Origin of the sequence: Nguyenibacter sp. L1 (assembly GCF_035199985.1) — a bacterium.
GTDB lineage: Bacteria > Pseudomonadota > Alphaproteobacteria > Acetobacterales > Acetobacteraceae > Gluconacetobacter > Gluconacetobacter vanlangensis.
The window spans coordinates 569,884-594,452 of sequence record NZ_CP127015.1; the positions used below are offsets into that span (position 1 = coordinate 569,884).

The 24,569-nt window shown below is 68.1% G+C and carries 20 protein-coding genes, 1 tRNA gene and 1 riboswitch; of the genes, 6 read left to right on the forward strand and 15 right to left on the reverse strand.

Translation table 11 applies throughout. From position 1 onward, the window contains the following. From QN315_RS02570 to gcvT, 9 genes are all read right to left on the reverse strand, one after another. Positions 1 to 2,256, reverse strand: a complete 2,256-nt coding sequence (locus QN315_RS02570) for a TonB-dependent receptor (protein WP_408904679.1) — start codon at positions 2,254 to 2,256, stop codon at positions 1 to 3. Positions 2,257 to 2,336: 80 nt separating this feature from the next. Continuing rightward, complete coding sequence (locus tag QN315_RS02575) at positions 2,337 to 3,065, reverse strand: ABC transporter ATP-binding protein (RefSeq protein WP_323991367.1); 729 nt, start codon at positions 3,063 to 3,065, stop codon at positions 2,337 to 2,339. Then, complete coding sequence (locus QN315_RS02580) at positions 3,062 to 4,099, reverse strand: FecCD family ABC transporter permease (protein ID WP_408904572.1); 1,038 nt, start codon at positions 4,097 to 4,099, stop codon at positions 3,062 to 3,064. Before QN315_RS02580 ends, QN315_RS02575 begins: the two co-directional genes overlap by 4 nt. Beyond that, positions 4,096 to 5,142 carry an ABC transporter substrate-binding protein gene (locus tag QN315_RS02585; RefSeq protein ID WP_323991368.1) on the reverse strand — a complete coding sequence of 349 codons (1,047 nt, stop codon included), beginning with the start codon at positions 5,140 to 5,142 and terminating at the stop codon, positions 4,096 to 4,098. The genes QN315_RS02580 and QN315_RS02585 overlap by 4 nt, the downstream gene beginning before the upstream one ends. A 100-nt stretch (positions 5,143 to 5,242) precedes the next feature. Continuing rightward, positions 5,243 to 5,443, reverse strand: a complete 201-nt coding sequence (locus QN315_RS02590; RefSeq protein WP_176640368.1) for a hypothetical protein — start codon at positions 5,441 to 5,443, stop codon at positions 5,243 to 5,245. A 212-nt stretch (positions 5,444 to 5,655) separates the two neighbouring features. Continuing rightward, positions 5,656 to 6,933: an NAD(P)/FAD-dependent oxidoreductase gene (locus QN315_RS02595; protein WP_176640367.1), complete on the reverse strand. Its 1,278-nt coding sequence runs from the start codon at positions 6,931 to 6,933 to the stop codon at positions 5,656 to 5,658. Positions 6,934 to 7,085: 152 nt separating this feature from the next. After that, positions 7,086 to 10,001, reverse strand: coding sequence for an aminomethyl-transferring glycine dehydrogenase (gene gcvP, locus QN315_RS02600; protein ID WP_323991369.1), 2,916 nt, complete (start codon positions 9,999 to 10,001; stop codon positions 7,086 to 7,088). 16 nt (positions 10,002 to 10,017) lie between these two features. After that, positions 10,018 to 10,383, reverse strand: coding sequence for a glycine cleavage system protein GcvH (gene gcvH, locus QN315_RS02605; protein WP_323991370.1), 366 nt, complete (start codon positions 10,381 to 10,383; stop codon positions 10,018 to 10,020). A 50-nt stretch (positions 10,384 to 10,433) separates the two neighbouring features. Next, the gene (gcvT, locus tag QN315_RS02610; RefSeq protein ID WP_323991371.1) at positions 10,434 to 11,570 is read right to left on the reverse strand and encodes a glycine cleavage system aminomethyltransferase GcvT; all 1,137 of its coding nucleotides are present in this window, start codon (positions 11,568 to 11,570) and stop codon (positions 10,434 to 10,436) included. 171 nt (positions 11,571 to 11,741) lie between these two features. Then, a riboswitch (glycine riboswitch) is annotated at positions 11,742 to 11,829 on the reverse strand. Between the two features lie 127 nt (positions 11,830 to 11,956). On the opposite strand from gcvT, the gene QN315_RS02615 reads away from it, so the two are divergent. After that, the gene (locus tag QN315_RS02615; RefSeq protein WP_323991372.1) at positions 11,957 to 12,265 is read left to right on the forward strand and encodes an antibiotic biosynthesis monooxygenase family protein; all 309 of its coding nucleotides are present in this window, start codon (positions 11,957 to 11,959) and stop codon (positions 12,263 to 12,265) included. A gap of 237 nt (positions 12,266 to 12,502) precedes the next feature. Here the strand turns inward: QN315_RS02615 and speE are convergent, their stop codons facing one another. The 3 genes from speE to uvrA form a co-directional block, all read right to left on the reverse strand. Continuing rightward, positions 12,503 to 13,372, reverse strand: a complete 870-nt coding sequence (gene speE / locus QN315_RS02620) for a polyamine aminopropyltransferase (RefSeq protein WP_323991373.1) — start codon at positions 13,370 to 13,372, stop codon at positions 12,503 to 12,505. A gap of 167 nt (positions 13,373 to 13,539) precedes the next feature. Further along, on the reverse strand, positions 13,540 to 14,001 hold the full coding sequence (speD, locus tag QN315_RS02625) for an adenosylmethionine decarboxylase (protein WP_176640747.1): 462 nt from the start codon (positions 13,999 to 14,001) through the stop codon (positions 13,540 to 13,542). Between the two features lie 85 nt (positions 14,002 to 14,086). Then, on the reverse strand, positions 14,087 to 17,107 hold the full coding sequence (uvrA, locus tag QN315_RS02630; RefSeq protein WP_323991374.1) for an excinuclease ABC subunit UvrA: 3,021 nt from the start codon (positions 17,105 to 17,107) through the stop codon (positions 14,087 to 14,089). A 420-nt stretch (positions 17,108 to 17,527) separates the two neighbouring features. On the opposite strand from uvrA, the gene ssb reads away from it, so the two are divergent. The 5 genes from ssb to QN315_RS02655 all read left to right on the forward strand — a co-directional run bounded on the left by ssb (position 17,528) and on the right by QN315_RS02655 (position 22,371). Continuing rightward, positions 17,528 to 18,091 (forward strand): single-stranded DNA-binding protein, encoded by a 564-nt coding sequence (gene ssb, locus QN315_RS02635; RefSeq protein ID WP_323991375.1) that lies wholly within the window; start codon positions 17,528 to 17,530, stop codon positions 18,089 to 18,091. 215 nt (positions 18,092 to 18,306) lie between these two features. After that, complete coding sequence (gyrA, locus tag QN315_RS02640; RefSeq protein WP_323991376.1) at positions 18,307 to 21,135, forward strand: DNA gyrase subunit A; 2,829 nt, start codon at positions 18,307 to 18,309, stop codon at positions 21,133 to 21,135. Further along, entirely contained in the window at positions 21,128 to 21,637 is a 510-nt protein-coding gene (gene coaD / locus QN315_RS02645) for a pantetheine-phosphate adenylyltransferase (RefSeq protein WP_323991377.1), read from the forward strand. The genes gyrA and coaD overlap by 8 nt, the downstream gene beginning before the upstream one ends. Positions 21,638 to 21,704: 67 nt before the next feature. Beyond that, positions 21,705 to 22,199: a peptidylprolyl isomerase gene (locus QN315_RS02650; RefSeq protein WP_176640352.1), complete on the forward strand. Its 495-nt coding sequence runs from the start codon at positions 21,705 to 21,707 to the stop codon at positions 22,197 to 22,199. A gap of 96 nt (positions 22,200 to 22,295) precedes the next feature. After that, positions 22,296 to 22,371 (forward strand) — tRNA-Lys (locus tag QN315_RS02655). 7 nt (positions 22,372 to 22,378) lie between these two features. Here the strand turns inward: QN315_RS02655 and QN315_RS19535 are convergent. From QN315_RS19535 to QN315_RS02665, 3 genes are all read right to left on the reverse strand, one after another. Then, positions 22,379 to 22,504, reverse strand: coding sequence for a BrnA antitoxin family protein (locus tag QN315_RS19535; RefSeq protein ID WP_408904680.1), 126 nt, complete (start codon positions 22,502 to 22,504; stop codon positions 22,379 to 22,381). A gap of 144 nt (positions 22,505 to 22,648) precedes the next feature. Beyond that, entirely contained in the window at positions 22,649 to 22,846 is a 198-nt protein-coding gene (locus tag QN315_RS02660) for a BrnT family toxin (RefSeq protein ID WP_323991378.1), read from the reverse strand. A 306-nt stretch (positions 22,847 to 23,152) separates the two neighbouring features. Beyond that, the gene (locus tag QN315_RS02665) at positions 23,153 to 24,568 is read right to left on the reverse strand and encodes a TolC family outer membrane protein (protein WP_323991379.1); all 1,416 of its coding nucleotides are present in this window, start codon (positions 24,566 to 24,568) and stop codon (positions 23,153 to 23,155) included. Position 24,569 lies beyond the last annotated feature (1 nt).

Here is a 24,569-nt window from a genome sequence, read left to right on the forward strand (position 1 = left end):
TCAGAACTCGGCGCTCAGCGTGAAATGGCAGGTCCGCGGCAGGCCGGCCACCGCATTGTTGGTGGCGCTGCCGCCGCCATTGATGCTGCTGGGATAGACCGACGCCCAATAGCGCGCATCCGTCACGTTCTGCACGCCGAACCGCACGACCATCGGATAATGCGCGACGCGAAACGCATAGCGCGCGCCCAGGTCGAGCGTGACATAGGACCCCGCGAAACTGGTATTGGCGACATTGGCCGCGCGACGCCCGGTGTAATGCACGTTCGCGTTCACCGCCAGGCCGTGCCCCGGCACCCCCGCGCCCAGCGGCAGGCGATAATCCAGTAATATATCGGCCTGGACCGGCGCCACCCCCACCACCTCCTTGTGGCTGGTGGCCGGCGTGCCGGTCGCGCCGAGCTGCGCGTCGATCCACGTCACGCCCCCCAGCACGGACAGGTCGGGCGTGACATAGCCGGCGGCCTGGAACTCGACGCCGTAATTGCGCTGCACGCCGAACGTGCCGAACAGATGCGTCGTCGGATCGGTAAAGGAATAGGGCCGGGTCATCCGGAAACCCGCCACGTTCATCTGTAATTTTCCGACCAGGATCTTGTATCCGACCTCGTATTCCTCGCTCTTCAGCGGGGCCAGGACCTGGTTCTGGTTGGTCGAACCCGCCGGCGCGGTATCCCCCTGCTGCAGGCTGCGCCCCCAGGTGAAATAGGCCGTCTGGTTCTTCGCCGGCTGGTAGATCAGGCTGGTCATCGGGCTGAACGCCGCATCCTTGTCATAGGCGCTGACGACATGGCCATGGACGTCGTTATTGACGATCGACATCCAGCCCCAGCCCAGCGTGCCCATGACCGACCAGTGACGGTCCAGATGCAGCGTATCGCCCAGGATCACCGTCTGCGTGCGCGTATAGGCCGATTCGTAAGTTCCGGAAAAATAGGGCTGGCGTCCGGGAAAAGAACGCGGATCGTCCAGGTTCGCCGTCCCCAGCACGAATGTCCCGTCGGCGCGGGTGGGGTTGTAGTTGCCCATCATATAGCCGTTGGTGCCGACCACCAGGTCGTGCCCGATCGACCAGGTGCGAACATGTCCGTTCAGATAGGCAAGGTTGCTGCCCACCTTGAAATTCTTCGCCGTCGTCGCCGCCGAAATCACCTGCTGGTACAGCCCCGCGCCGTTCAGCAGCCGGTCGGTGTTCGCAAAGACCTGACGATAGGCATTCTGGTACAGCCCGCCCAGGGTCAGCGACCAATCCTCGTTGAATTCATGCCGGATTTTCGCAAGCGCCGTGTTCGTCTCCATGTTGAAGCCCGCATAATCCTGCCCCAGATAAGGCTTGCTCAGGTCCGGCGCGGCCGGCAGCGGCACGGTCGCGGAATAGGCGAACCCGGGCGCCATGCCGCGCTCGGCATAGGTGTACTGGCTGGCATCGATTTCGATCACCGTCCGCTCCGACAGGCGGATATCGAAATCCCCGCTCACCAGGTTCCGGCGCAGCCAGCTCTTGTCGACATAGCCGGTCCCGTCGCCATGCAGCAGGTCGAGGCGATAGCCGAACCAGCCATTGCGCCCCGCCCGTCCGGACAGATCGGCATTTTCCATCACGGTGCCGATGGAATCCACCCCGATCGACAGGCGGTTGACCCTCTGCCCGGTCGGCCGCTTCAGCGTATAGGCAAAGGTGCCCGCCGGATTCTGCGGCCCGTACAGCGCGCCGGCCAGCCCGTTGAGGACCTGCAGATTGTCGAACTGCTCGGCCGCATAAGGGGTCGTCGTCACCGCGTTCAGCCCGTCGATGCGCATGTTCGACACCACGTCGGCCTCGAAGCCGCGGCTCTGCGGGCGGCTGGTATTCGGATCGCCGCGCTCCTCCAGTTGAACCGACGGCAGATACTGCATCACGTCATTGATGTTGCGCCCCTGCTGGTTGACGATCACGTCCTGCGGCACCGCCAGGATGGAAAAGGGCGCATCCAGCGTCCGCCGCGTGCCCAGCGGCCCCAGATCGGCCGTGGCCTTGTCGTACGCGGCCTGCGTACCGGCCGCCTGGCGGCGCACCACCTGGACATGCTCGACATGCGGCCCCGCCCCGCGCTCATGCGCCCCGCTCTCATGCGCCTTGGGATCATGCGCCTTCGCGTCATCCGCCGCCTCCGCCGCGCGCCCGGCCCCGGCATGCCACGCATCCAGCGAAAATACCGAACAGACCAGCAAGATGCGCAAACCTGTACTCGTCCGGCCGACCATGTCGCAATCCATTTCCCGTGCGTGACGTTGCACCTCACTAACGAAGAGGCGTCCGGATGTCTATATACCATGAAATATAGACAAGCGCGCCGCTATGGCGGAACGCGATCGTACAGGTCCGAAATCGCGTCCTCCGACAGGATCGCCGCCGCCGGTCCGTCCGCCAGCACCCGCCCCCCGCGCAGCAGCACGGCGCGCGAGAACACCCGCGCCGCGCGCAGCGGGTCATGGGTCGTGGCCAGGATCGCATATCCGCCCGCCGCCAGATCGCGCAGCAGGCCGAACAGCCGGCGCTGCTGGCCGTAATCCAGACCCGCCTCCGGCTCGTCCAGCACCAGCAGCCGCGCCCCCTGGGCCAGCGCGCGCGCAATCAGCACGCTCTGCCGCTCGCCTCCCGACAGGGTGACATAGGCACGCTCCGCCAGATGACCGATCGCCAGACGCGCCATCGCCTCGGCCGCCGCCCGGTGATCGGCGGCCGAGGCAAAGGGCGCCAGCATCGTCCCGCCCGCCAGCCGCCCCAGCGCGACCACGTCCGCGACGCGATAGGGAAACGCCACGGCATGGCCCTGCGGCACATAGGCGACGCGCCCGGCCAAATGCCGCCGGGTCAGGCCGGCGATATCCCGCCCGTCCAGCAGAATCCGCCCCGCATCCGGCCGCGACAGCCGCAGCAGCAGGCGCAGCAGGCTCGTCTTGCCCGCGCCGTTCGGCCCCAGCAGCGCCACCAGCTCGCCCGGACGCAGCGTCAGGGACACATCCTCCAGCACCCACCGCCCCTGCCGCCGGAAACCGACCTGCCGCGCCTCCAGCCCGCTCACTCCGCCCACCCCCGGCGGACCAGCCGCAGCACGCCCACGAACAGGCACACGCTCAGCAGATCGACGATCAGCCCGACCGGCACTTCCTGCTCGGTCAGCACCCGCGCCAGATCGTCGCACAGCAGCAGGAACGCCCCGCCCAGACAGGCGCTCAGCGGCAGGACCAGCCCGTTGCGCGGCCCGGCCAGCAGCCGCGCCGCATGCGGAACCATCAGCCCGATCCAGCCGATCATCCCCGCCACCGAAACCGTCAGCGCCGCCAGCATGCTCGCCACCGCGATCACGCCATGGCGCAGCAACCCGACCGGCACCCCCAGGGTCCTGGCCTCGTCGTCGCCCATCGCCAGCGCGTCCAGCATGCGGCCGCAGGCCGTCAGCACCGCGATCCCGCCCAGCACCGGGGGCGCGGCCACCATCAGGTCGCGCCATCCGACCTGCGTCAGGCTGCCCAGCAACCAGAACACGATATCGGGCAACTGCCTGTCCGGATCGGCAACATATTTCAGCGCCGACAGCAGCGCGGTGAAGAAGGCGGTACTCAGCAACCCGCCGAAGACCAGCATCAGCATCGATCGCACGTCGAACAGCCGGGCGATCCCGGCCCCGGCCGCCACCGCCAGCACCCCGCCCAGAAAGGACAGGACATGGATGCCCGCCGGCCCGGCCCCGGCGACGATCCCCAGCGCCGCGCCGAACCCGGCCCCGGCCAGCACGCCCAGCAGGCCCGGCGAGACCAGCGGGTTGCGGAACACCGCCTGATACCCGGCCCCGGACGCCGACAGCGCCGCCCCCACCACCACCGCGCCGACAATGCGCGGCAGCCGGGCCTGGATCAGGATCGCGCGCAGCACCGCCCGCCGCGCCGGCGCCATCCCCCCGTCATGCCCCGACAGGATCGCGACGATGTCCGGGACCGACACCGGATAGCGCCCGATCGTCAGCGACAGCGCCGCAAGGCCGAGCAGCCCCACGGCCGGCAATGCGAAAAGCAGGATGGCCGGGACGGCCCGCAGGACCGCCGCGCGCCGCGTCACTCCGCGTCCCCCGCCGGCGGACGGGCCGCCAGAATCCGCACGGCCTCCCCCGGCGTCAGGTCGTATCCGAAAAATTCGCGATAGAACCGGATGGTTTCAAAAACCATATCCACCCGGGCAAACCGGCCGGGATAGAGGGTCTTCGCCGCCCACAGGACCTGCAACGGCAATTCGCTGCCATAGCGGTCCCACGGAAACACACCCGACGGATTGCGATAGACCCGGCCGTCCCGCACGGCCCGCAGCGCCCCCCATTGCGCCGACACCCGCGCCAGATCGCCGCTGTCCGGTCCCAGGATCACCACGTCCGGGTCCCAGGCGGCAACCTGTTCCAGCGACACCGGGCGCATATTGCCACTGATCGCCGCGGCGACATTGCGCCCGCCCGCCCGGCCGATCCATTCATCGATGATCGTCCCGCCGCCATCGACCGTCAGCGGCACGAGCGACTTGACATGCAGCACGCGCAGCCGCCGTCCGGGCGGCAGGTCCGCCAGCCCGGCCTCCACCCGCGCCATCGTCGCATCCAGCATGGCGCGGTACCGCCGGGCGACGTCATGCGCGCGCGCATCGCCCAGCACGTCCGCCGTCAGGTCCAGCGCCCGCAGCAGAGAGGCCGTATCGGTAAAACCCGCCTGCACCACCGCCAGCCCGGCCCGCCGCAGCGGCGCGGCGGCCGGCGAGTCGTTGGCGGCGAAGACCAGGTCCACCCCGCGTCCCAGCAGCATTTCCACATTGGGCACCGCGCCGGTCACCCCGGCCGCGCCATGCAGCACCGGCGCCACCCGGTACATCCACGGCCGCGCCGACGGCAGATCGTCCGTCACCGCGATCCGGCCGGCCCCGCCCAGCATCAGCACCAGTTCGTTATGGGCGAACCACAGATCGGCAATGCGCGACGGATGGTCCGGGCAGGCAACCACCCGTCCCGTCATGTCCACGACCGAACGGGCAGGCGCCGCGTCCGGCCACGCCGCACAGCCCGCCGCCACCATGATCGCCGCCGGCAATCCCGCCCGGACCGCCGAGATGAAACGCCCCATCCTTCCCCCTGTCGGGGAAAGATCTATATCCTAACGGACATAACCGCCAGCCCCGCCAACACGCCCCCGGGCACGGCCCGCCGACTCGCGGCCTGACGATTCAGGGACGGAACATCGAGAAATAAAGAATGGCCATGTCGATGACGAAGGCCGACAACAGCCCCCCGCAGATCAGCGCCACCGTCATGCGGTCGCGCGCATCCGTCCACGCCGGATCGTCGCGATGCGCCGCGATATAGGCCCACGGCGCCGTCATGTGGAAATGGGACCGGCTGTCCCCCGCGATTTTCAGATGAAACATGACCCGCCTCCCCCGGACCGTCCCTTTTTCTTATGGACCGCGCGATGCGGCGGGCTCATCCGGTATCGGGGCGAAGATGCGCCTTCTCCCTGCCCGCCCCAAGAGCAATCGCAGGCCAGTCGCAACGTTTTGAAATGTCTCGGGGCCGCGCATGCGCGGCGCACATGGCGGGGCCCCCGGACCCGCGCCACGCGACGGAATGGAATGGACGGTCAGTCCAGGCGCACGATCGGGCGCACGAACTCGTCAAGCTGGTCGGCTCCCCATGCCGCCAGCGCCCGCGCCGGGCCGTGGATCTCCATCTGGTGCTGGCGATACAGCATGTCGTGCCCCAGCCGGGCGGGCAATCCGCGCAGCGGACCGCCCCCGAAATGATATTTCCCCAGCGTGCCCCAGCCATTGTAATCGCCCAGCGACACCACGGCCCCGCGATCGCGGTAATGGAACGGCGCGATCGCCCCGCCGCCAATCCAGCCCTTCATCTGCCGCGACAGATGCCGCGCCTGCTGCCGCGCCGCCTGCGCGGTGGCGGGCACCGGCTTTTCGGCGATGAACGAGCAATCGCCCAGGGCGAAGATCCGGTCATCCCGCGTGGTCTGCAAGGTCGGACGCACCACCAATTGCCCCGAGCGCGACCGCTCCAGTCCCTCGAACAGCGTCGTCGCGGCCGGCGCCTTCACCCCGGCGGCCCAGACCTTCAGCCTGGCATCGATCCGCGTGCCGTCCCCCAGCAGGAACCCGTCCGCGTCGGCCCCGGTCACCTGGGCGCTGGTGTGCACAGTGATGCCCAGCGCCTCAAGCTGCCGGCGGGAATCCTCGGACACCGCCTCCGGGAAGGCGGGCAGGATGCGCGGCCCGGCCTCCAGCAGGGTGACATGCAGGTCCGCCCGGTTCATCCCCGCCCCGTAATTGGCCGCCAGGTCCAGCGCGCGATGCAGCTCGGCCGCCAGTTCCACACCCGTGGCGCCGCCGCCGACGATGGCGATCTGCAAGGTGCCGGACTGCCCGATCGCCTGCAGCACCAACGAGCGGAACCGGGTGTTGAAGGCGTCGGCCTCGGTCAGGTTGTCGATGAAATGGCAATGTTCGGTAATGCCCGGCAGGCCGAAATCATTGGCCCGGCTGCCGATCGACACGATCAGCGCGTCATAGGACAGGCTGCGCCGGTCCAGCAGCACATTGCCCCGCTCGTCCTCCATCGGCGCCAGCTCGACCTGGCGCGCCGCGCGGTCGACGCCGTCCAGCACCCCGGGCCAGTATTTGAAGGATTTGCGGCTGGCCTGCGCCAGGAAACTGACCCGGTTGCGGTCGTTCGGGCTGGTGCCGGCCGCGAACTCATGCAACATCGGCTTCCAGACATGGAAGAAGGAACTGTCGATCAGCGTCACCTCGGCCTGGCCGGACCGGCCCAGCGTGTTGCCCAGATAGGTGGCCATTTCCATGCCGGCGATCCCGCCGCCGACGATCACAAACCGGAACCTGTCAGACACGCCGTTCTTCTCCTTCTCGACGACTTGGGTTCGACGACTCGGGTTGCCCCTGTCCGGCAGAGAACACATTTCCGTGACGTTTGAAAGCGTGCCGCCCCCGGTCCCTGTCCGACGTCCCTACCCAGCGTCCCTATCCAGCGTCCCTGGCCGCCTCAGACGGCATCCTCCTGATAGCTGGCCATGTCGGGGCACGCGCAGACCAGGTTGCGGTCGCCATAGGCATTGTCCAGCCGGTTGACCGGCGGCCAGTATTTGTCCGCGGCCGCGACGCCGGACGGCAGGCAGCCGCGCCGGCGGTCATAGGCACGCTCCCAGGCCGGGTCGGCCAGGTCGCGCACCGTATGCGGCGCATGGCGCAGCGGGCTTTCCTCGGCGCTCAGCACCCCGGCCTCGATATCGGCGATTTCCGCGCGGATCGCGATCATCGCGTTGCAGAACCGGTCCAGCTCGGCCTTGTTCTCGGATTCCGTGGGCTCGATCATGAAGGTGCCGGCGACCGGAAAACTGACCGTCGGCGCATGGAATCCATGGTCGATCAACCGCTTGGCGACATCGTCCACCGTAATGCCGGTCGCATCCTTGATCGGGCGCAGGTCGATGATGCACTCATGCGCCACCCGCCCGTTCGTGCCGCGATACAGCACCGGATAATGGCCGGACAGACGGCTGGCGACGTAATTGGAATTCAGGATCGCGATCTCGGTCGCCCGCCGCAATCCCGCGTCGCCCATCAGCATCATATAGGTCCAGGAGATCGGCAGCACCGCCGCCGATCCGTACGGCGCGGCAGACACGGCGTTCGCCCCGCCCTCCTGCGGCACGCCCGGCAGGAAGGGCGCCAGATGCGCGCCCACGCCGATCGGCCCCATGCCCGGCCCGCCGCCGCCATGCGGAATGCAGAAGGTCTTGTGCAGGTTGAAATGGCTGACATCCGCGCCGAAGGCGCCCGGGCGCGACAGCCCGACCTGCGCGTTCATGTTGGCGCCGTCCAGATAGACCTGGCCGCCCGCCGCATGCACCAGGTCGCAGATCTCGACCACCGATTCCTCGAACACGCCATGGGTCGAGGGATAGGTGATCATGATCGCCGCCAGCCGGTCCCCGCTCTGCGCGATCCTGGCCTTCAGATCGCCGATATCGACATTGCCCTGCGCGTCGCAGGCCACGACCACCACGCGCATCCCCACCATCTGGGCCGATGCCGGGTTGGTGCCATGGGCCGAAGCCGGGATCAGGCAGATGTCGCGCCCGCCCTCGCCCCGCGCCCGGTGATAGGCCCGGATCGCCAGCAGGCCGGCATATTCGCCCTGCGCCCCCGAATTGGGCTGCAGCGACACCGCGTCATAGCCGCTGACCGCCTTCAGCATCCGCTCCAGCTCGCCGAACAGCACGGCATAGCCTTCCATCTGCGCCGAAGGCGCATAGGGATGGATGTCGCAGAATTCCGGCCAGGTGACCGGCATCATCTCGACCGTCGCGTTCAGCTTCATCGTGCACGACCCCAGCGGGATCATGGTGCGGTCCAGCGCCAGGTCGCGATCCGCCAGCCGGCGCAGATAGCGCAGCATGTCGGTCTCGGACCGATGGGCGTGGAAGACCGGATGCGTCATGAACGGGCTGGCGCGCAGCAACCCCGGCGGCAGGGCGCCGCCCGGCTCCGGCAGGGCACGCTCCATCTCCTCCAGCCGCCGCGCATCGGGGCAGAAGCAGCGCCACACGGCGCGGACGATCTCCGGCGTGGTCGTCTCGTCCAGGCTGATCCCCACATGGTCGGCATCGACGATGCGCAGATTCAGGCCCGCCTCCTCGGCCCGGGCGCGGACCAGGCCGGACGCGCCGCTCGTCGCTACGGTGATCGTGTCGAAGAAATATTCGGTCACCACCCGCACCGACAGCGCCCGCAGCCCGGCGGCCAGGATCGCGGTCAGCCCATGCACGCGCCGCGCGATGTCCGCCAGCCCGTCGGGCCCGTGATACAGCGCGTACATCGCCGAAATCACCGCCGGCAGCACCTGCGCGGTGCAGATGTTCGACGTCGCCTTCTCGCGCCGGATATGCTGCTCGCGCGTCTGCAACGCCAGGCGATAGGCAGGCTGCCCCCGGCTGTCGACCGAAACCCCCACCAGGCGCCCGGGAATATTGCGCTTGTAGGCATCGCGCACGGCCATATAGGCCGCATGCGGACCGCCCGCGCCCATCGGCATGCCATAGCGCTGCATCGACCCCACGGCGATGTCCGCCCCCAGCACGCCCGGCGCCTCCAGCACGGTCAGCGCCAGCGGATCGGCCGCCATCGCCACCACGGCCTGCGCCGCGTGCAGCCGCGCGATCGCGCCGCGCGGATCGCGGACCTGCCCCGACGATCCCGGATATTGCAGCAGCGCGCCGAACACCGCCTCCGCGTCCAGGTCGCGGTCCGGATCGCCGACGATGATCCGCCAGCCCATCGGCTCGGCGCGGGTGCGCAGCACCGCCAGCGTCTGCGGATGGCAATCGGCATCGACGAAGAACCCGTCCGCCTTCGACCGCGCCACCCGCCGTGCCAGCGCCATCGCCTCGGCCGCCGCCGTCGCCTCGTCCAGCAGCGAGGCATTGGCCACGTCCAGCCCGGTCAGGTCCGCGACCATGGTCTGGAAATTCAGCAGCGCCTCCAGCCGTCCCTGGCTGATCTCCGGCTGATAGGGCGTATAGGCCGTGTACCAGGCCGGGTTTTCCAGCACGTTGCGCTGGATCACCCCCGGCAGCACCGTGCCGTAATAGCCCTGGCCGATCAGCGAGGTCATGACCCGGTTGCGCCCGGCAATGGCCCGCAGCCGCGCCAGCACCGCCGGTTCGGTCAGGCCCTCGCCCAGCCCCATCGCGCCGCGCAGCCGGATCGCCGCCGGCACCGTCTGCTCCATCAGCGCATCCAGCGACGGCGCGCCGACCGCCTCCAGCATGGCGGCGACCTCGCCGTCGCGCGGGCCGACATGGCGGGCGCAGAAGGACTCGGCGGCGGGACGCGCAGTCCGCCAGAGAGTCGAGGAATCCACGGTGGAAGAGTGCTCGGTCGAGGGCGCCACGTTCATCGTCTCCGCGACAGGATCAGCCGACCAGCGCGGCATAGGCCGCCGCGTCCAGCAGCGACGCAAGCTGCCCCGCATCGGCGATGCGCAGCTTCAGGATCCAGCCCTCGCCCTCGGGCGCGCCGTTCACCAGGGTCGGATCGTCGGTCAGCGCGGCATTGAAGCCCACCACCGTGCCCGACACCGGGGCATAGATGTCGGACGCCGCCTTGACCGATTCCACCACCGCGACGCTGTCACCCTGCGCCACCACGGTGCCGTCCTCCTTGGCCTCGACGAACACCAGCTCGCCCAGTTCCTCGGCCGCATGGGCGGTGATGCCGACGACCGCGACATCCCCCTCGACGCGCAGCCATTCATGATCTTTCGTGTAATAAACCGTCATGTCCGTCTCTCCACCCAAACCCGTCAATTCCCGAAACCCGGCGTCCGGGACTACCGCCTGAACCCGGGCGCCGTGAACGGCAGCGCCGCCACCCGCGCCGGCAAAAATTTGCCCCGCAGCTCGGCGAACAGCGCCGTGCCGGTCGCCTCGTACCCCGCCGCGACATAGCCCATGGCCACCGGCGCCCCGACCGTGGGGCCGAACGCCCCCGACGTCACCCGGCCGACCGGCACCGCGCCCTGCGCGTCGGCGAATAATTGCGCCCCGCCGCGCACCGGCGCGCGTCCTTCGACGGCGATCCCCACCCGGCGGCGCGGCACGCCGTCGCGCAGTTGCGCCAGCACGCTCTCCGCCCCGGGAAATCCGCCCGCCCGCGCGCCGCCGTCCCGGCGGCTCTTCTGGATCGACCAGTCCAGCCCGGCCTCGATGGGGGTGGTCGTGCGGTCGATATCCGACCCGTACAGGCACAGCCCGGCCTCCAGCCGCAGGCTGTCGCGCGCCCCCAGCCCCACGGGCGCGACCCCCTCCTGCGCCAGCAGCGCCTCGGCCACCCGCACGGCCGCGCCGGACGCCATGCCCAGCTCGAACCCGTCCTCGCCGGTATAGCCCGAGCGCGAGACCACGCAGGCCACGCCCGCCACGTCGCACTCCGCCACGTCCATGAAGCGCATCTCCGCCGTCGCGGGGACCAGCCGGGCCAGCGCCGCGCCCGCAAGCGGCCCCTGCAGCGCGATCAGCGCGCGCTCCGGCAGGGCCTCGATCACGCAATCCCCGTCCAGCGCCGCCGTAAGATGCGCCAGGTCCGCATCCTTGCACGCGGCATTGACCACCAGCAGCAGCGCGTCGTCCCCCAGGCGCGAGACCATCAGGTCGTCCAGGATGCCGCCTTGCGCGTCCGTCAGCAGCGCGTAACGCTGGCGCCAGGGCTTCAGCGCCAGGATGTCGGCCGGCACCAGCCGTTCCAGCGCCAGCGCCGCGTCCGCGATGCGCCCCGACCGCGCGCGCAGCCTGACCTGCCCCATGTGGGACACGTCGAACAATCCCGCCGCGGTCCGGGTATGCAGATGCTCGGCCATCACGCCGGCCTTGTACTGCACCGGCATGTCATAGCCGGCAAAGGGCACCATCCGGGCGCCCAGCGACAGATGCAGGTCGTAAAGCGGCGTGCGCAGCAGGTCCCGGCTCATGCCGCGCCCCGCCTGTGGCCGTTCAGGCCGATCGCCGGAAAAGAAAGAGGGAGAAGATACGACATGAACCGAGCCTCCTGAATCCGGTCGCGGATCCGAATGCCCCTTCTGTCGGTTTGCCTGAGATCGCTATCCCGTCGGCGGGCGCGCGGGGCGCCTCTCTCCAGAAGTCCATGCCGGGCGGTCCTTTGGCCTGAGAGTTTCCGGGGCGGTTGCTCCTTCGGCGCCGGCTCGCGCCGGTCTCTCCCGCTTCAGCATCCGGATGCTTGGCACATGTTTCGCAAGCAAGTCAATCGCCCCGTCACACCGTCGCGCGGCCGCGCGGGCTGGATCGGACGGCCCCGCCCGGTATAGGCTCGTCATGGCCGCCAGGAAAGGACGCAGTCATGACGAACGCCGCCCCGCTGACCATCATCGCCGAATTCGCGACGACTCCCGAAAACCGCCGGAAATTTCTCGAAATCTGCGCCTATGACAGCGCCCGCTCCGTGGCGGACGAACCGGGATGCCGCGCCTTCGACGTCCTGCTGCCCGAGAATGAGCCCGACCGGGTGATCCTGCACGAGATCTATGTCGACCAGGCGGCGTTCGACAGCCATCTCACGACGCCGCATTACCAGGTCTTCGCCGACGGCATGGCGACGCTGGGCGTCGAACTGCTCTCGCTGCGCCGGCTGGCCACCCACCGCGCCTGAACGAGGCCAAGGACGCCCCCAGGCAGCGCGCGGCGACGATCGCCGCCAGCGCGCACGCCCGGGTCGGGTCCTATCCAGCGGGTGTCATGATTGACCGTCCCGCGCTCTCTTTTTCGGGGCGCTGCCCCGAACCCCGCCAAAGGCGGTGCCTTTGGAAACCGATTATTTATCAACGCAATCGGGTGCAGGGGTCTGTGACCCCTGCCGGGTTCGGGCAGAGCCCGACCTGGACTGGCCTTACCGCGCCGCGGGCAGGTGCCGGGCGATATAGGGCGGCAGGTTGAAGGCGCCCGCGTGGATCTCCGGCGTCCAATAGCCGGTCGTCCCCAGAATGCCCGCCGCCTCGGCCCGGGCGCGAATCGTCTCGGCCGGATGGATGGCCGGGTTCGTCCCCTTGGCCGCGACCCCCAGGGTCATGAAGCCGCCGACATAGGTCGGCACCGCCGCGACATAGGCCGACACGTGCGGAAAGAAGCGCGCGCGGCGCAGGCTGGTCTCGCGCAGCTCGTCGGCCTGCATGAAGGGCACGCCGCACTGGTTCACGATGATGCCGTTCGGCGTCAGGATCCGCGCGCAATGCTCATAGAACGAATCCGTGAACAGCACCTCGCCCACCCCGATCGGATCGGTGCTGTCGACGATGATCACGTCGACCGATCCGGTCTCGGCCTTGGCCACGTAATCGATCCCGTCGCCCACGATCACCTCGGCGCGCGGATCGGTCCAGGCATCGCCGGCAATGCCGGGCAGATATTGCTTGGACAGGGCGATCACCTCGCCGTCGATCTCCACCATCACCGCGCGGGTCACGCCGCGATGCTGCAGCACCCGGCGCAGCACGCCGCCATCGCCCGCGCCGATGATCAGCACGCTCTTCGCATCGCCATGCGCCAGCAGCGGCACATGGGTCAGCATCTCCTGATAGACGAATTCGTCACCCTCGGTGATCTGGATCACGCCATCCAGCACGAGCACGCGGCCATGCGTCTCGCTTTCGAAAACGACGATATCCTGAAAAACGCTTTTCGTACGGGCCAGTTCCCTGCGCACCCTGAAGCGCTGCTGCCAGCCTTCATAGAGGGTCTCGCCAAGCCAGTTTTCGCTCATTCCCCGTCTCCCGCTCCGCACGGCATCCGATGTCCGGCCGTCGCTCTTCGGCTTCAGGACACCGGCCATAAAAAAAGAGGCCGGATCGATCCGGCCCCCGATGGTCGGGCCCCCCGATGGTCGGGAGAGAAGGCGCCGGGCCCGTCGGGCAGCCGGCGCCCGTCGCATCAGGCGACGCGGCCGCGCCGCTGCTCGTCCACTTCGACCCGCTCCGCCTGGAACAGGCGCTGCATCACCGGGATCGCCAGGTTCGGATCGCACGCGCCGCACATGAAGATGTCGACCGCCGCGAAATTCCGTTCGGGCCAGGTGTGGATCGAAATATGGCTCTCGGCCAGGACCACCACGCCCGACACCCCGCCATTCGGCGAGAAATGGTGGAAATGGCTGTGCAGGATGGTCGCACCCGCCGTCACCGCCGCCTCGCACAGGATGCGATCGATCTGCGCCGGATCGTCCAGATTCCGGGCCTCCCAAAGATCGACCAGAAGATGCGTTCCCGCGAACTTCATCCCGTCTTTCTCGACGAAATAATCCTTCCGCTCTTCGTCGTGCGAAGACGGATTAGAAGACACCTGGATATTGCTCGGGAGTTCCGAGACCATCCCCAGCTGAGCAAGTGCGTTCATCACGTACCCCCAAACCAGTAGACAGCCTGTTGGGCGGGATCGCCCCCTTGGGCCAAGGGGGCCGCTGATAAGGCCACCACCCTGCTTATGCAAGTATTTTCCGCGGTTCCGCGCGATTTTTTTTATCCGTTTTCGCCGGCCTGCCCCGCCTGCCCGCCGCGCGGCGTCCCCCGGCCTCCGGCGGATCGGCGTCGGGCCGCGCCAGCAGCGGCCCCAGGAAGCGCCCGGTATGGCTTTCGGCGCAGGCCGCGACGTCCTCGGGCGTGCCCTCGGCCACGATCCGCCCGCCGCCGTCGCCGCCCTCGGGCCCCATGTCCAGCACCCAGTCGGCGGTCTTGATGACGTCCAGGTTGTGCTCGATCACCACGACCGTATTGCCCTGGTCCACCAGGGCGTGCAGCACCTCCAGCAGCTTGCGCACATCCTCGGAATGCAGGCCGGTGGTCGGCTCGTCCAGGATATACAACGTGCGCCCGGTGGCCCGCCTGGCCAGTTCCTTGGACAGCTTCACCCGCTGCGCCTCGCCGCCCGACAGGGTCGTGGCCTGCTGCCCCAGCGCGACATAGCCCAGCCCCACCTGCTGCAGGATCGCCAACCGGTCGCGGATGCGCGGCACGGCCGAAAAGAACGGCAGCGCCTCGTCCACCGTCATGGCCAATACGTCGGCGATCGACTTGCCGCGAAACTTCACCTCCAGCGTCTCGCGGTTGTAGCGGGCGCCCTTGCAGGTATCGCAGGTCACGAACACGTCCGGCAGGAAATGCATCTCGATCTTCAGCACCCCGTCGCCCTGGCAGGCCTCGCACCGCCCGCCCTTGACGTTGAACGAGAACCGCCCCGGCTTGTATCCGCGCGCCTTGCTCTCCGGCAGTTCGGCGAACCAGTCGCGGATCGGCGCGAACAGGTCGGTATAGGTCGCGGGGTTGGATCGCGGCGTGCGGCCGATCGGCGACTGGTCGATGTCGATGATCTTGTCCAGCAGTTCCACCCCGTCCAGCCGCCGGTACGGCGCCGGATTCTGCCCCGACCCCATCAATTGCCGCGACAGCGCCTTGTACAGCGTGTCGATCACCAGGGTCGACTTGCCGCCCCCCGACACGCCGGTGATGCAGGTAAAGGTGCCCAGCGGCACCCGCGCCGTCACGTCCTTCAGGTTGTTGCCGCTCGCCCCTTCCAGCCGCAGCATGCGCGCCGCATCCACCGGGCGGCGCCGCGCCGGCACGGCGATGCTGCGCCGGCCCGACAGGTAATCCCCGGTCAGGCTGGCCGGATTCGCCGCGACCGCTTCGGGCGTGCCGATCGCCACCACGTTGCCGCCATTCACCCCCGCCCCGGGCCCCATGTCGATCAGCCAGTCGGCGGCGCGGATCGCATCCTCGTCATGCTCGACGACGATCAGCGTGTTCCCCAGCCGCTTCAGCCGGTCCAGCGTGCCCAGCAGGCGCTCATTGTCGCGCTGGTGCAGCCCGATCGACGGCTCGTCCAGCACGTACAGCACCCCCGTCAGCCCCGACCCGATCTGGCTCGCCAGGCGGATCCGCTGGCTCTCGCCGCCCGACAGCGTCGCCGACCCGCGCGACAGCGTCAGGTAATCCAGCCCCACATCGTTCAGGAACCGCAGCCGGTCCAGGATCTCGCGCAGGATGCGCCGGGCGATCTCCGCCCGCTGCGGCGTCAGCGTCGCCTCGACGGTGGCGAACCAGTCCAGCGCCCGGCGGATCGGCAGGTCCGACGCCTCGGCGATCGTCGCCCCCGCGACCCGCACCGACAGCGCCTCGGGCCGCAGCCGGGCGCCATGGCAGGCATGGCACGGCTTGTCGGACTGATAGCGCGACAATTCCTCGCGCACCCACACGCTGTCGGTCTCGGCCATCCGGCGGCGCAGGTTGGTCACCACCCCGTCGAACGCCTTGGTCAGGTCATAGGATTTACGGCCGTCGCGATAGCGGAAGGTAATCTCCTCGCCGCCCCCCTGCATGATCACGTCGCGCACGCCCTGCGGCAGGTCCCGCCAGGGCGTCTCCATGCGCACCCCGTAATGCGCCGCCAGGCTTTCCAGCGTCTGCTGGTAATACGGGCTCTGCGCGCTGCGCCACGGCGCGATCGCGCCGGCGGCCAGCGACAGCGACTCGTCCGGCACGATCAGATGCGGATCGAAGAAGGTCTCGGTGCCGATTCCGTCGCAGGCCGGGCACGCCCCCTGCGGCGCGTTGAACGAGAACAGCCGCGGCTCGATCTCCTCCAGGGTGAAACCGCTGACCGGACAGGCGAATCGCGACGAAAACACGATGCGCGGCGGCGGCTCGGCGTCGCCCCGCACCACTTCCTCGGCATAGACCAGCCCGTCGGACAGCCCCAGCGCCGTCTCGAAACTGTCGGCCAGGCGCGATTCCAGCCCGGGCTTGACCACCACCCGGTCCACCACCGCCTCGACCGTGTGGCGCAGCTTGCGGTTCAGCTCGGGCACCTCGGCGATCTCGTACAGCGCGCCATCCACCTTCACGCGGGCAAAGCCCTTGCGCTGCAGTTCGGCCAGTTCCTTGCGCCACTCGCCCTTGCGGTCGCGGATCACCGGGGCCAGCAGCATCAGCCGTGTGCCCTCCGGCAGGGCCATCACCCGGTCGACCATCTGGCTCACGGTCTGGGCCTCGATCGGCAGGCCGGTGGCCGGCGAATAGGGCACGCCCGCCCGCGCCCACAGCAGGCGCATGTAATCGTGGATCTCGGTGATCGTGCCGACGGTCGAGCGCGGATTCTTCGACGTGGTCTTCTGCTCGATGGAAATCGCCGGCGACAGGCCCTCGATCGCATCGACGTCCGGCTTGCCCATCAGCTCCAGGAACTGCCGCGCATAGGCCGACAGGCTCTCGACATAGCGGCGCTGCCCCTCGGCATAGATCGTGTCGAACGCCAGCGACGACTTGCCCGACCCCGACAGCCCGGTCACCACCGTCAGCGCGTCGCGCGGGATCTCGACGTCGATATTCTTCAGGTTGTGCGCCCGCGCGCCCCGCACCCGGATGGACTGCGCCGCCGGCGGCCCGCCCGCCGGACGAGTGCTCGGACCGGCATCCCGGTCGGCCTCCTGACTGGATCGATGTGCCATGCTCTGTCGCTCTCTGCCGCCGCTCTCTATCGCCGCTCTATATTCTATATATCGTCGCTCTTTATATTCTATATATCGTCGCTCTTTGGCGCCCTCTGGGGCGCCCTCTGGCGCTCCCGCTCCGGACCCGCCGCGTCCGGCCCGCCGCGTTCCCACTCTGTTCTGACCGTTTCCGCGCCGTCCGCCAAGATCCGCCGCCTCAAAAATGCCGGGGACGACGCGATATGAACCGACATGCCGGAAAAAAACATCCCGACGGAACGCCGTCCGCCGCACCGGTATCATCCGCCGCGCATCTGGGTTAGGATGGCATCAGAGTTGCGTCCGCCCCCCAGACCGGCCGGGGCGGACGGTTTTTTTAGAGCAGGAGCATCGCCGCCCGCGCGGCGTCTCCGGACCGGACAGCGGCAGGACAGCGTCATGGCAGGTAGCGTCAACAAGGTTATTCTCGTGGGCAATCTGGGCAAGGACCCCGAGGTCAGAAACAGCCAGAACGGCGCCAAGATCGTCTCGCTCACGCTGGCCACCAGCGACACGTGGAACGACCGCGCCTCCGGCGAGCGGCGCGAGCGCACGGAATGGCACCGCGTCGTCATCTTCAACGAACGCATCGCCGACGTGGCCGAGCGTTTCCTCCGCAAGGGCCGCAAGATCTATCTGGAAGGCTCGCTGCAGACCCGCAAATGGACCGACCAGTCCGGCCAGGAACGCTATACGACCGAGGTCGTGGTCGACCGCTTCCGCGGCGACCTGGTGCTGCTGGACAGCAATCGCGGCGGCGAGTCCGGCGACGACGCGGGCGGCTTCTATGGCGGCGGCAATACCGGCGGCGGATATTCCTCCTCCGCCCCGCGCCAGATCGGCGGCGGCGGCGGTCGCGGCGGCAATGCCGGCGGCCCAGGCGGCAATACGGGCGGCAATACGGGGGGCTGGGACGCGCCGCATGGCGGCGGCAGCGACCTGGACGACGAAATCCCGTTCTAAATCCCGCTCCGGGCCGGCACGACCCGGCCCCTGGCACAGGCCGCCCCTTTGGCACAGCCTACCCGGCCCCAACGGGCCATCGGGACGGCGCATGCGGCATCTCCACCGTGGTTTCTTTACCGTGTTTCTCTGGGCCCCGCACTCTGTGCTAGGCTCGGGTCCAGTTCCCGCCCTCCTTGCCCACGGGCCGGGGGCCTTGACATGACGGATTTGCATTGACCGAAATTCCCGATCCGCCGGAGCCGCCGGCGCCTTCCGATCTGCTTCCGGTGACGATCGAGGAGGAGATGCGGTCCTCCTACCTCGCCTATGCGATGTCGGTCATCGTCAGCCGCGCCCTGCCGGACGTGCGCGACGGGCTGAAGCCCGTGCATCGGCGCATCCTCTATTCGATGCGCGAGAGCGGCTTCACCCACGACAAGCCCTACCGCAAATCGGCCCGCGCGGTCGGCGACGTGATGGGTAAATACCACCCGCACGGCGATTCCTCGATCTACGACGCCATGGTGCGCATGGCGCAATCCTGGTCGATGCGCGTCAAGCTGATCGACGGTCAGGGCAATTTCGGCTCGGTCGACGGCGATTCCCCGGCGGCCATGCGCTATACCGAGGCCCGGCTGGCCAAGGCCGCGTCCTTCCTGCTGGACGACATCGACCGCGACACCGTCGATTTCCAGCCGAACTATGACGAAAGCGAGCAGGAGCCGAAGATCCTGCCCGCCGCCTTCCCCAACCTGCTGGTCAACGGCGCGTCCGGGATCGCGGTCGGTATGGCGACCAACATCCCGACCCATAATCCGGGCGAGATCATCGACGCGACCCTGGCGCTGATCGCCCGCCCGGACATGACCCTGGACGAGCTGATGCAGATCGTCCCCGGGCCGGATTTCCCCACCGGCGGCATCATCCTGGGCCGCGCGGGCATCCGCAGCGCGTTCGAGACCGGGCGCGGCTCGGTCATCATCCGCGCCCGCGCCGAAATCGAGGAGCTGCGCCGCGACCGCCGCGCCCTGGTGATCACCGAAATCCCGTACCAGGTCAACAAATCGACCCTGCAGGAGCGCATCGCCGAACTGGTGCGCGCCAAGCAGATCGAAGGCATCTCCGACATCCGCGACGAAAGCGACCGGTCGGGCATGCGCATCGTCATCGAGATCAAGCGCGACGCGACGCCCGAAGTGGTGCTGAACCAGCTCTACCGCTTCACCCAGCTCCAGACCTCGTTCGGCGTCAACATGCTGGCGCTGGACAACGGCCAGCCCCGCCTGATGGGGCTGAAGGACGTGCTGCACGCCTTCATCACGTTCCGCGAGGACGTGATCCTGCGCCGGGCGCGCTTCGACCTCAACAAGGCGCGCGACCGCGGCCACCTGCTGGTCGGCCTCGTGATCGCGGTGGCCAATATCGACGCGGTGATCGCGCTGATCCGCGCCGCCCCCGACGCCGCCACGGCGCGCGAGGCGCTGATGCGCACCGCGTGGGACGCCGCCGACGTCGCGCCGCTGCTCGACCTGATCCAGGACGAGGGCAACGTGATCGCCGACGGCAAGGTCCACCTGACCGAGGCCCAGGCCCGCGGCATCCTCGAACTGCGCCTGCAGCGCCTGACGGGCCTGGAGCGCGAGAAGATCCAGCAGGAACTGTCCGAGGTCGCGGTCCGGATCAACGAACTGCTCGAAATCATCGCCAGCCGCCCCCGGCGCATGGAGGTGATGTGCGCCGAACTGGCGGCGATCCGTGCCGAGCTTGCCTCGCCGCGCCTGACCGAGATCGCCGATTACGCGGGCGACCAGACCGACGAAAGCCTGATCGAGCCCGGCCAGATGGTGGTGACCATCACCCGCGACGGCTTCATCAAGCGCACGCCCCTCGACATCTTCCGCGCCCAGAATCGCGGCGGGCGCGGCCGTACCGCCGCCGGGCGCCGCGGCGACGACATCGTGGTGCGCTCGTTCAACGCCCATACCCATCAATGGGTGCTGTTCTTCTCGTCCGGCGGCAAGGCGTATCGCGAGAAGGTCTGGCGCCTGCCCGAGGCCAGCCCCACCGCCAAGGGCCGCGCGCTGGTCAACCTGCTGCCCGACCTGGGCGGCGATTCGATCACCGCCGTCCTGCCCCTGCCGCAGGACGAGACGCTGTGGGAAAACCTGCACCTGGTCTTCGCCACCGCGTCGGGCAATGTCCGCCGCAACCGGCTCAGCGATTTCCGCAATATCCGCGCCTCCGGCCTGATCGCGATGAAGCTGGACGAAGGCGACCGCCTGATCGGCGTCGCCACCTGCCGCGAAGGACAGGACGTGTTCCTGGCCACGCGCAACGCCCGCTGCATCCGCTTCCAGATCACCGACGACACGCTGCGCGTCTTCGCCGGGCGCGACAGTTCCGGCGTGCGCGGCATCCGCCTGGCCGAGGGGGATGAGGTGAACAGCCTGTGCGTCCTCAACCATGTCGAGGCGACGGTCGAGGAACGCTCGGCCTTCCTGCGCATGGCCAATGCCCGCCGCCGGGCCGAAAACGCCGCCGCGGGCGACGAGGCCGAGGACGTCCCGCCCGATGCGTCCGACGAGGAATCGGCCCCCGCCGATTCGGTCATCACGCCCGAGCGATTCGCCGAACTGGAACTGGCCGAGGAAATCCTGCTGACCGTCAGCAACGCGGGCTTCGGGCGCCGCTCCTCGGCCTACGACTACCGGGTCAGCGGGCGCGGCGGGCTGGGCATCGCCAACATGACCTTCAGCAGCAGCCGGCGCGGCACCGAAGTCGTGGCGACGCTGCCGGTGATCAACGGCACCGACGTCATGCTGGTGACCGACGCGGGCCGCCTGATCCGCCTGCCGGTCGGCCAGATCCGCGTCATGTCGCGCCAGGCCGGCGGCGTGACCCTGTTCCGCCTCGACACCACCGAACGCGTCACCAGCGTCTTCCCCGTCATGGATGACGGCGAGGATGGAGGCGAGGATGACGCTGCCGAGGACGGGCTCCAGGACGGCGCCCAGGGTGGCGCCCCGGATGGCCAGGGCACGGCGGAGGCACCCGATGCCTGACGCCGGGCCGCGCACGGGATTCTATCCCGGCACGTTCGACCCGGTGACCAACGGCCACCTGGACATCATCGAACGTGCGGCGCGGCTGGTGGACCGGCTGATCGTCGGCGTGGGCGAAAATGCCGGCAAGCAGCCGCTGATGCCGGTCGACGAGCGCATCGCCTGCCTGCAGGCCGAAACCGCGCCGGTCGCGCGCCGCGCCGGGATCGCGATCGGCGTGGTCGGCTTCGGCGGCCTGCTGGTCGACGCCGCGCGCGCCCATGGCGCGACCGTGATCGTGCGCGGCCTGCGCGGGGTCGCCGATTTCGATTACGAGGTCCAGATGTTCGGCATGAACCGCCAACTGGCCCCGGACATCGAGACGATGTTCCTGATGGCCGGCGAAGGCAGCCAATATATCTCCTCGCGGCTGGTGAAGGAGGTCGCCCGGCTGGGCGGCGACATCACCGGCTTCGTCCCCCCGTTCACCCGGCGGCGAATCCTCGCGCGCCTGGGCGGATGACGCGGGGCGCGCCCCGGTGCGCCGCCCACGATGTCTAGATGTTTATTTCAGCACTGGAACACGAATCATGACCGATACCGCAACCGATACCGCACCGGCGGACCTGATCGCCCTGGAACTGAAGACCGGCCGCGTGGTCATCCAGCTTCGGCCCGACCTGGCGCCGCTGGCGGCCGAGCGGATCCGCACGCTGGCAGCCGAGGGCTTCTATGACAACACGCCCTTCCACCGCGTCATCCACGGCTTCATGGCGCAGGGCGGCGATCCGACGGGCACCGGCACCAGCGGCAGCCACCTGCCGGACCTCAAGGCCGAGTTCACCCGCGCCGCGAAGTTCGAACGCGGCACCGTCGGCATGGCCCGCACCATGAACCCCGACAGCGCCAACAGCCAGTTCTTCATCATGTTCGAACCCTCGCCGCACCTCGACGGCCAGTACACCATCGTCGGCCAGGTGATCGAAGGCATGGAACATATCGACCAGATCAAGCGCGGCGCGGGCCAGAGCGGCACGGTCCAGGACCCGGACCGCATCGTCAGCATGCGCCCGGTCGCCGCCTGACTCTCCACCCGCCGCGCGAATGCCGCCGGCATTCGCGAGGGTTGACTTGACCGGCCGCAAAAGCTACCCGAGGCCGCACCGCAGCGCGGCCTCGGTGAGCCGGTAGCTCAGTCGGTAGAGCATTCGACTTTTAATCGAATGGTCGTGGGTTCGAGTCCCACCCGGCTCACCACAGAGCCTCAGCCCGCGCGCTTCAGCGCATCGCGCAACGCATCGTTCAGCCGGCTCCGCCATCCGGGACCCGTGCCGCGCCAGCCGTCCAGCACATCCTGGTCCAGGCGGAGGGAAACCAGCCGCCTTGGGATGGGACAGACGCGGGGGGCCTCTGCGGACGACCCGCTCGCCCCGCCGGATCTCGGCCTGGTCGAAAAAGACGTCGGTCAGTTCCGGCGCATCGTCCGGATCAACCCATTCGGGCCATTCGGGCGCGCCAGAGGGCTTCTTCACGGTCATGCGCATGCCTCATCGAAATCATGTGCCGCGCCGAGCGGGGTCCAGACCATCACGACCGGGCGGCCACCGAGCATGCCGGCCGTGATGAACCGTTCCTCACCATAATCCTTCCGGCCATCCAGGACAGTCGCGGTCGTCGGCTGCGGCCGAACGTTCAACGGCTTGATCAACACCTTCTTGGCACAGATGCGCAAGCCGGACGGGCGCCGCGCACTGATGCGCTTCGACCGGGACGGTGAACATCGCATCGCAGCCTTGTCGTAATGTAGCCCCGGCTTCGGGTATTCGAGGGCCCGAACGGCGCCGGGAAATCCACGATAGTCGATCGTTATATGTGGGCGTTATGCGCGGGCACGGATTCCGGTCGTGAATCCCGGCACGATCGCGCATTCCCTTGGCCCTGCTCCTGATGACCCGACGCGCGTTCTGCCGGCCGAATCGCTGTGCGCGAGCGCTCTGGCCTGCTCCGCACCATCAAATCCCGGGACTAAACATTTAATTTATTCTGTTCCTATCATTTTCCATCTCACCTTCTTGAGGTGAGCAGCGGGATCGTAAAGGGTTACATCCAAGGCGAGATCGCGAGCGGTGAGGCGGCCAATGGCGGCGGCAAGGGCATAGGAATCCTGCACTGTGTTGGCGATGTTCTGGATCAGTGTCCGTTGCTGCTGGAACAGAAGTTGCTGCTGTTGCAGCACCTCGAACGTCGTGCGGACGCCCAGGAGTTCCTGTTGCTGGATGGCGCGGAGCGCTGCTTCTCCCAATGAGACGGCCTCCCGGTTCCTGGCCAGTTGATCGCGATCCGCCTGCCATTTGCGCCAGGCGCTGTCCGCTGCCTGAATGGCCGTTCTCCGTTGGTCGTCCAGATCATGGCGGGCGGCGTCAACCGCGCGCCGGGCTGCGCGGATTGCGGCATATTCCGATCCGCCCTGATAGAGCGGGATACTGGCCTGGATCGTGGCCATCTCACCGTCTTCCGTGAATTTTGCCTCGTCCTGGTTGATCTGGCGCTGAAAAGACGCCTGAGCAGAGATCTGCGGCAACAGGGCGGCAAAGGCGACCTTCACGGCATCCTGCCCGGCGGCGAGAGCGTATTGGGCACCGATGACCTGCGGGGCGTTGGTCGCAGCAAGATGCGCGGCATCGGCCTCCTGCGCGACAGGCAAGACCAGGGGCTGGGGTGGTGCGAGGTCGCGTGGAGGTGAGCTGCCGACCTGACGCTGGAACGCAGCTTCGGCGACGCCGAGATCGCCTTCGGCCTGGCGGGTGGCGGCCCGTGCGGCCTCGTATTGCGAACGTGCCTGCAGAACGTCCGTCTGGGTGGCCTGATTGAGTTCGAACTGGCGTGTGGTCAGGCGTACCTGCCCGGCTAAGGTGTCTTCGTTGCGTTTTGTAAGGTCCAGAAGGCGGTGGGCCTGGGTCACGGACACATAGGCCGAGACGACGTTCTGGAAGACCTGCTGTTCGATCTGCACAAGGCGGGCACGTTCCTGCATGACCGTATGCATGGCCTGTCGAGTCGAGGCGACGGTCCGGCCGCCGGCGAACAGAGGCTGGGTGACGGTCACACCTGCGTTATAGCCGGGGGCAGCAAATTGCTGATCGTAGCGGAATGATCCGCCAAACGGATAAGTGATATAGCTGGATTGATTGTAATTGGCGCTGGCAGCGACAGAAACGGTCGGTCGCCAGCCTGAAAGGGCCTTCGGAACGCCTTCGTCTGTCTGCTGGAGCAGCGCTCGTTCCCGCAGTAATTGAGGAGCGGAGTTATAGGCTGTGGCCAGGGCATCGTTGAGAGAATAGGTGTTCGGTTGCTCTTTTCCCTGACCGATTGACGGCACAAATATGACTGTCAGAGCGGCCGTGACATAGAATCCGGACCGTTTCAGTCTTGTTGAAGTGTTGTTCCGTTTCATC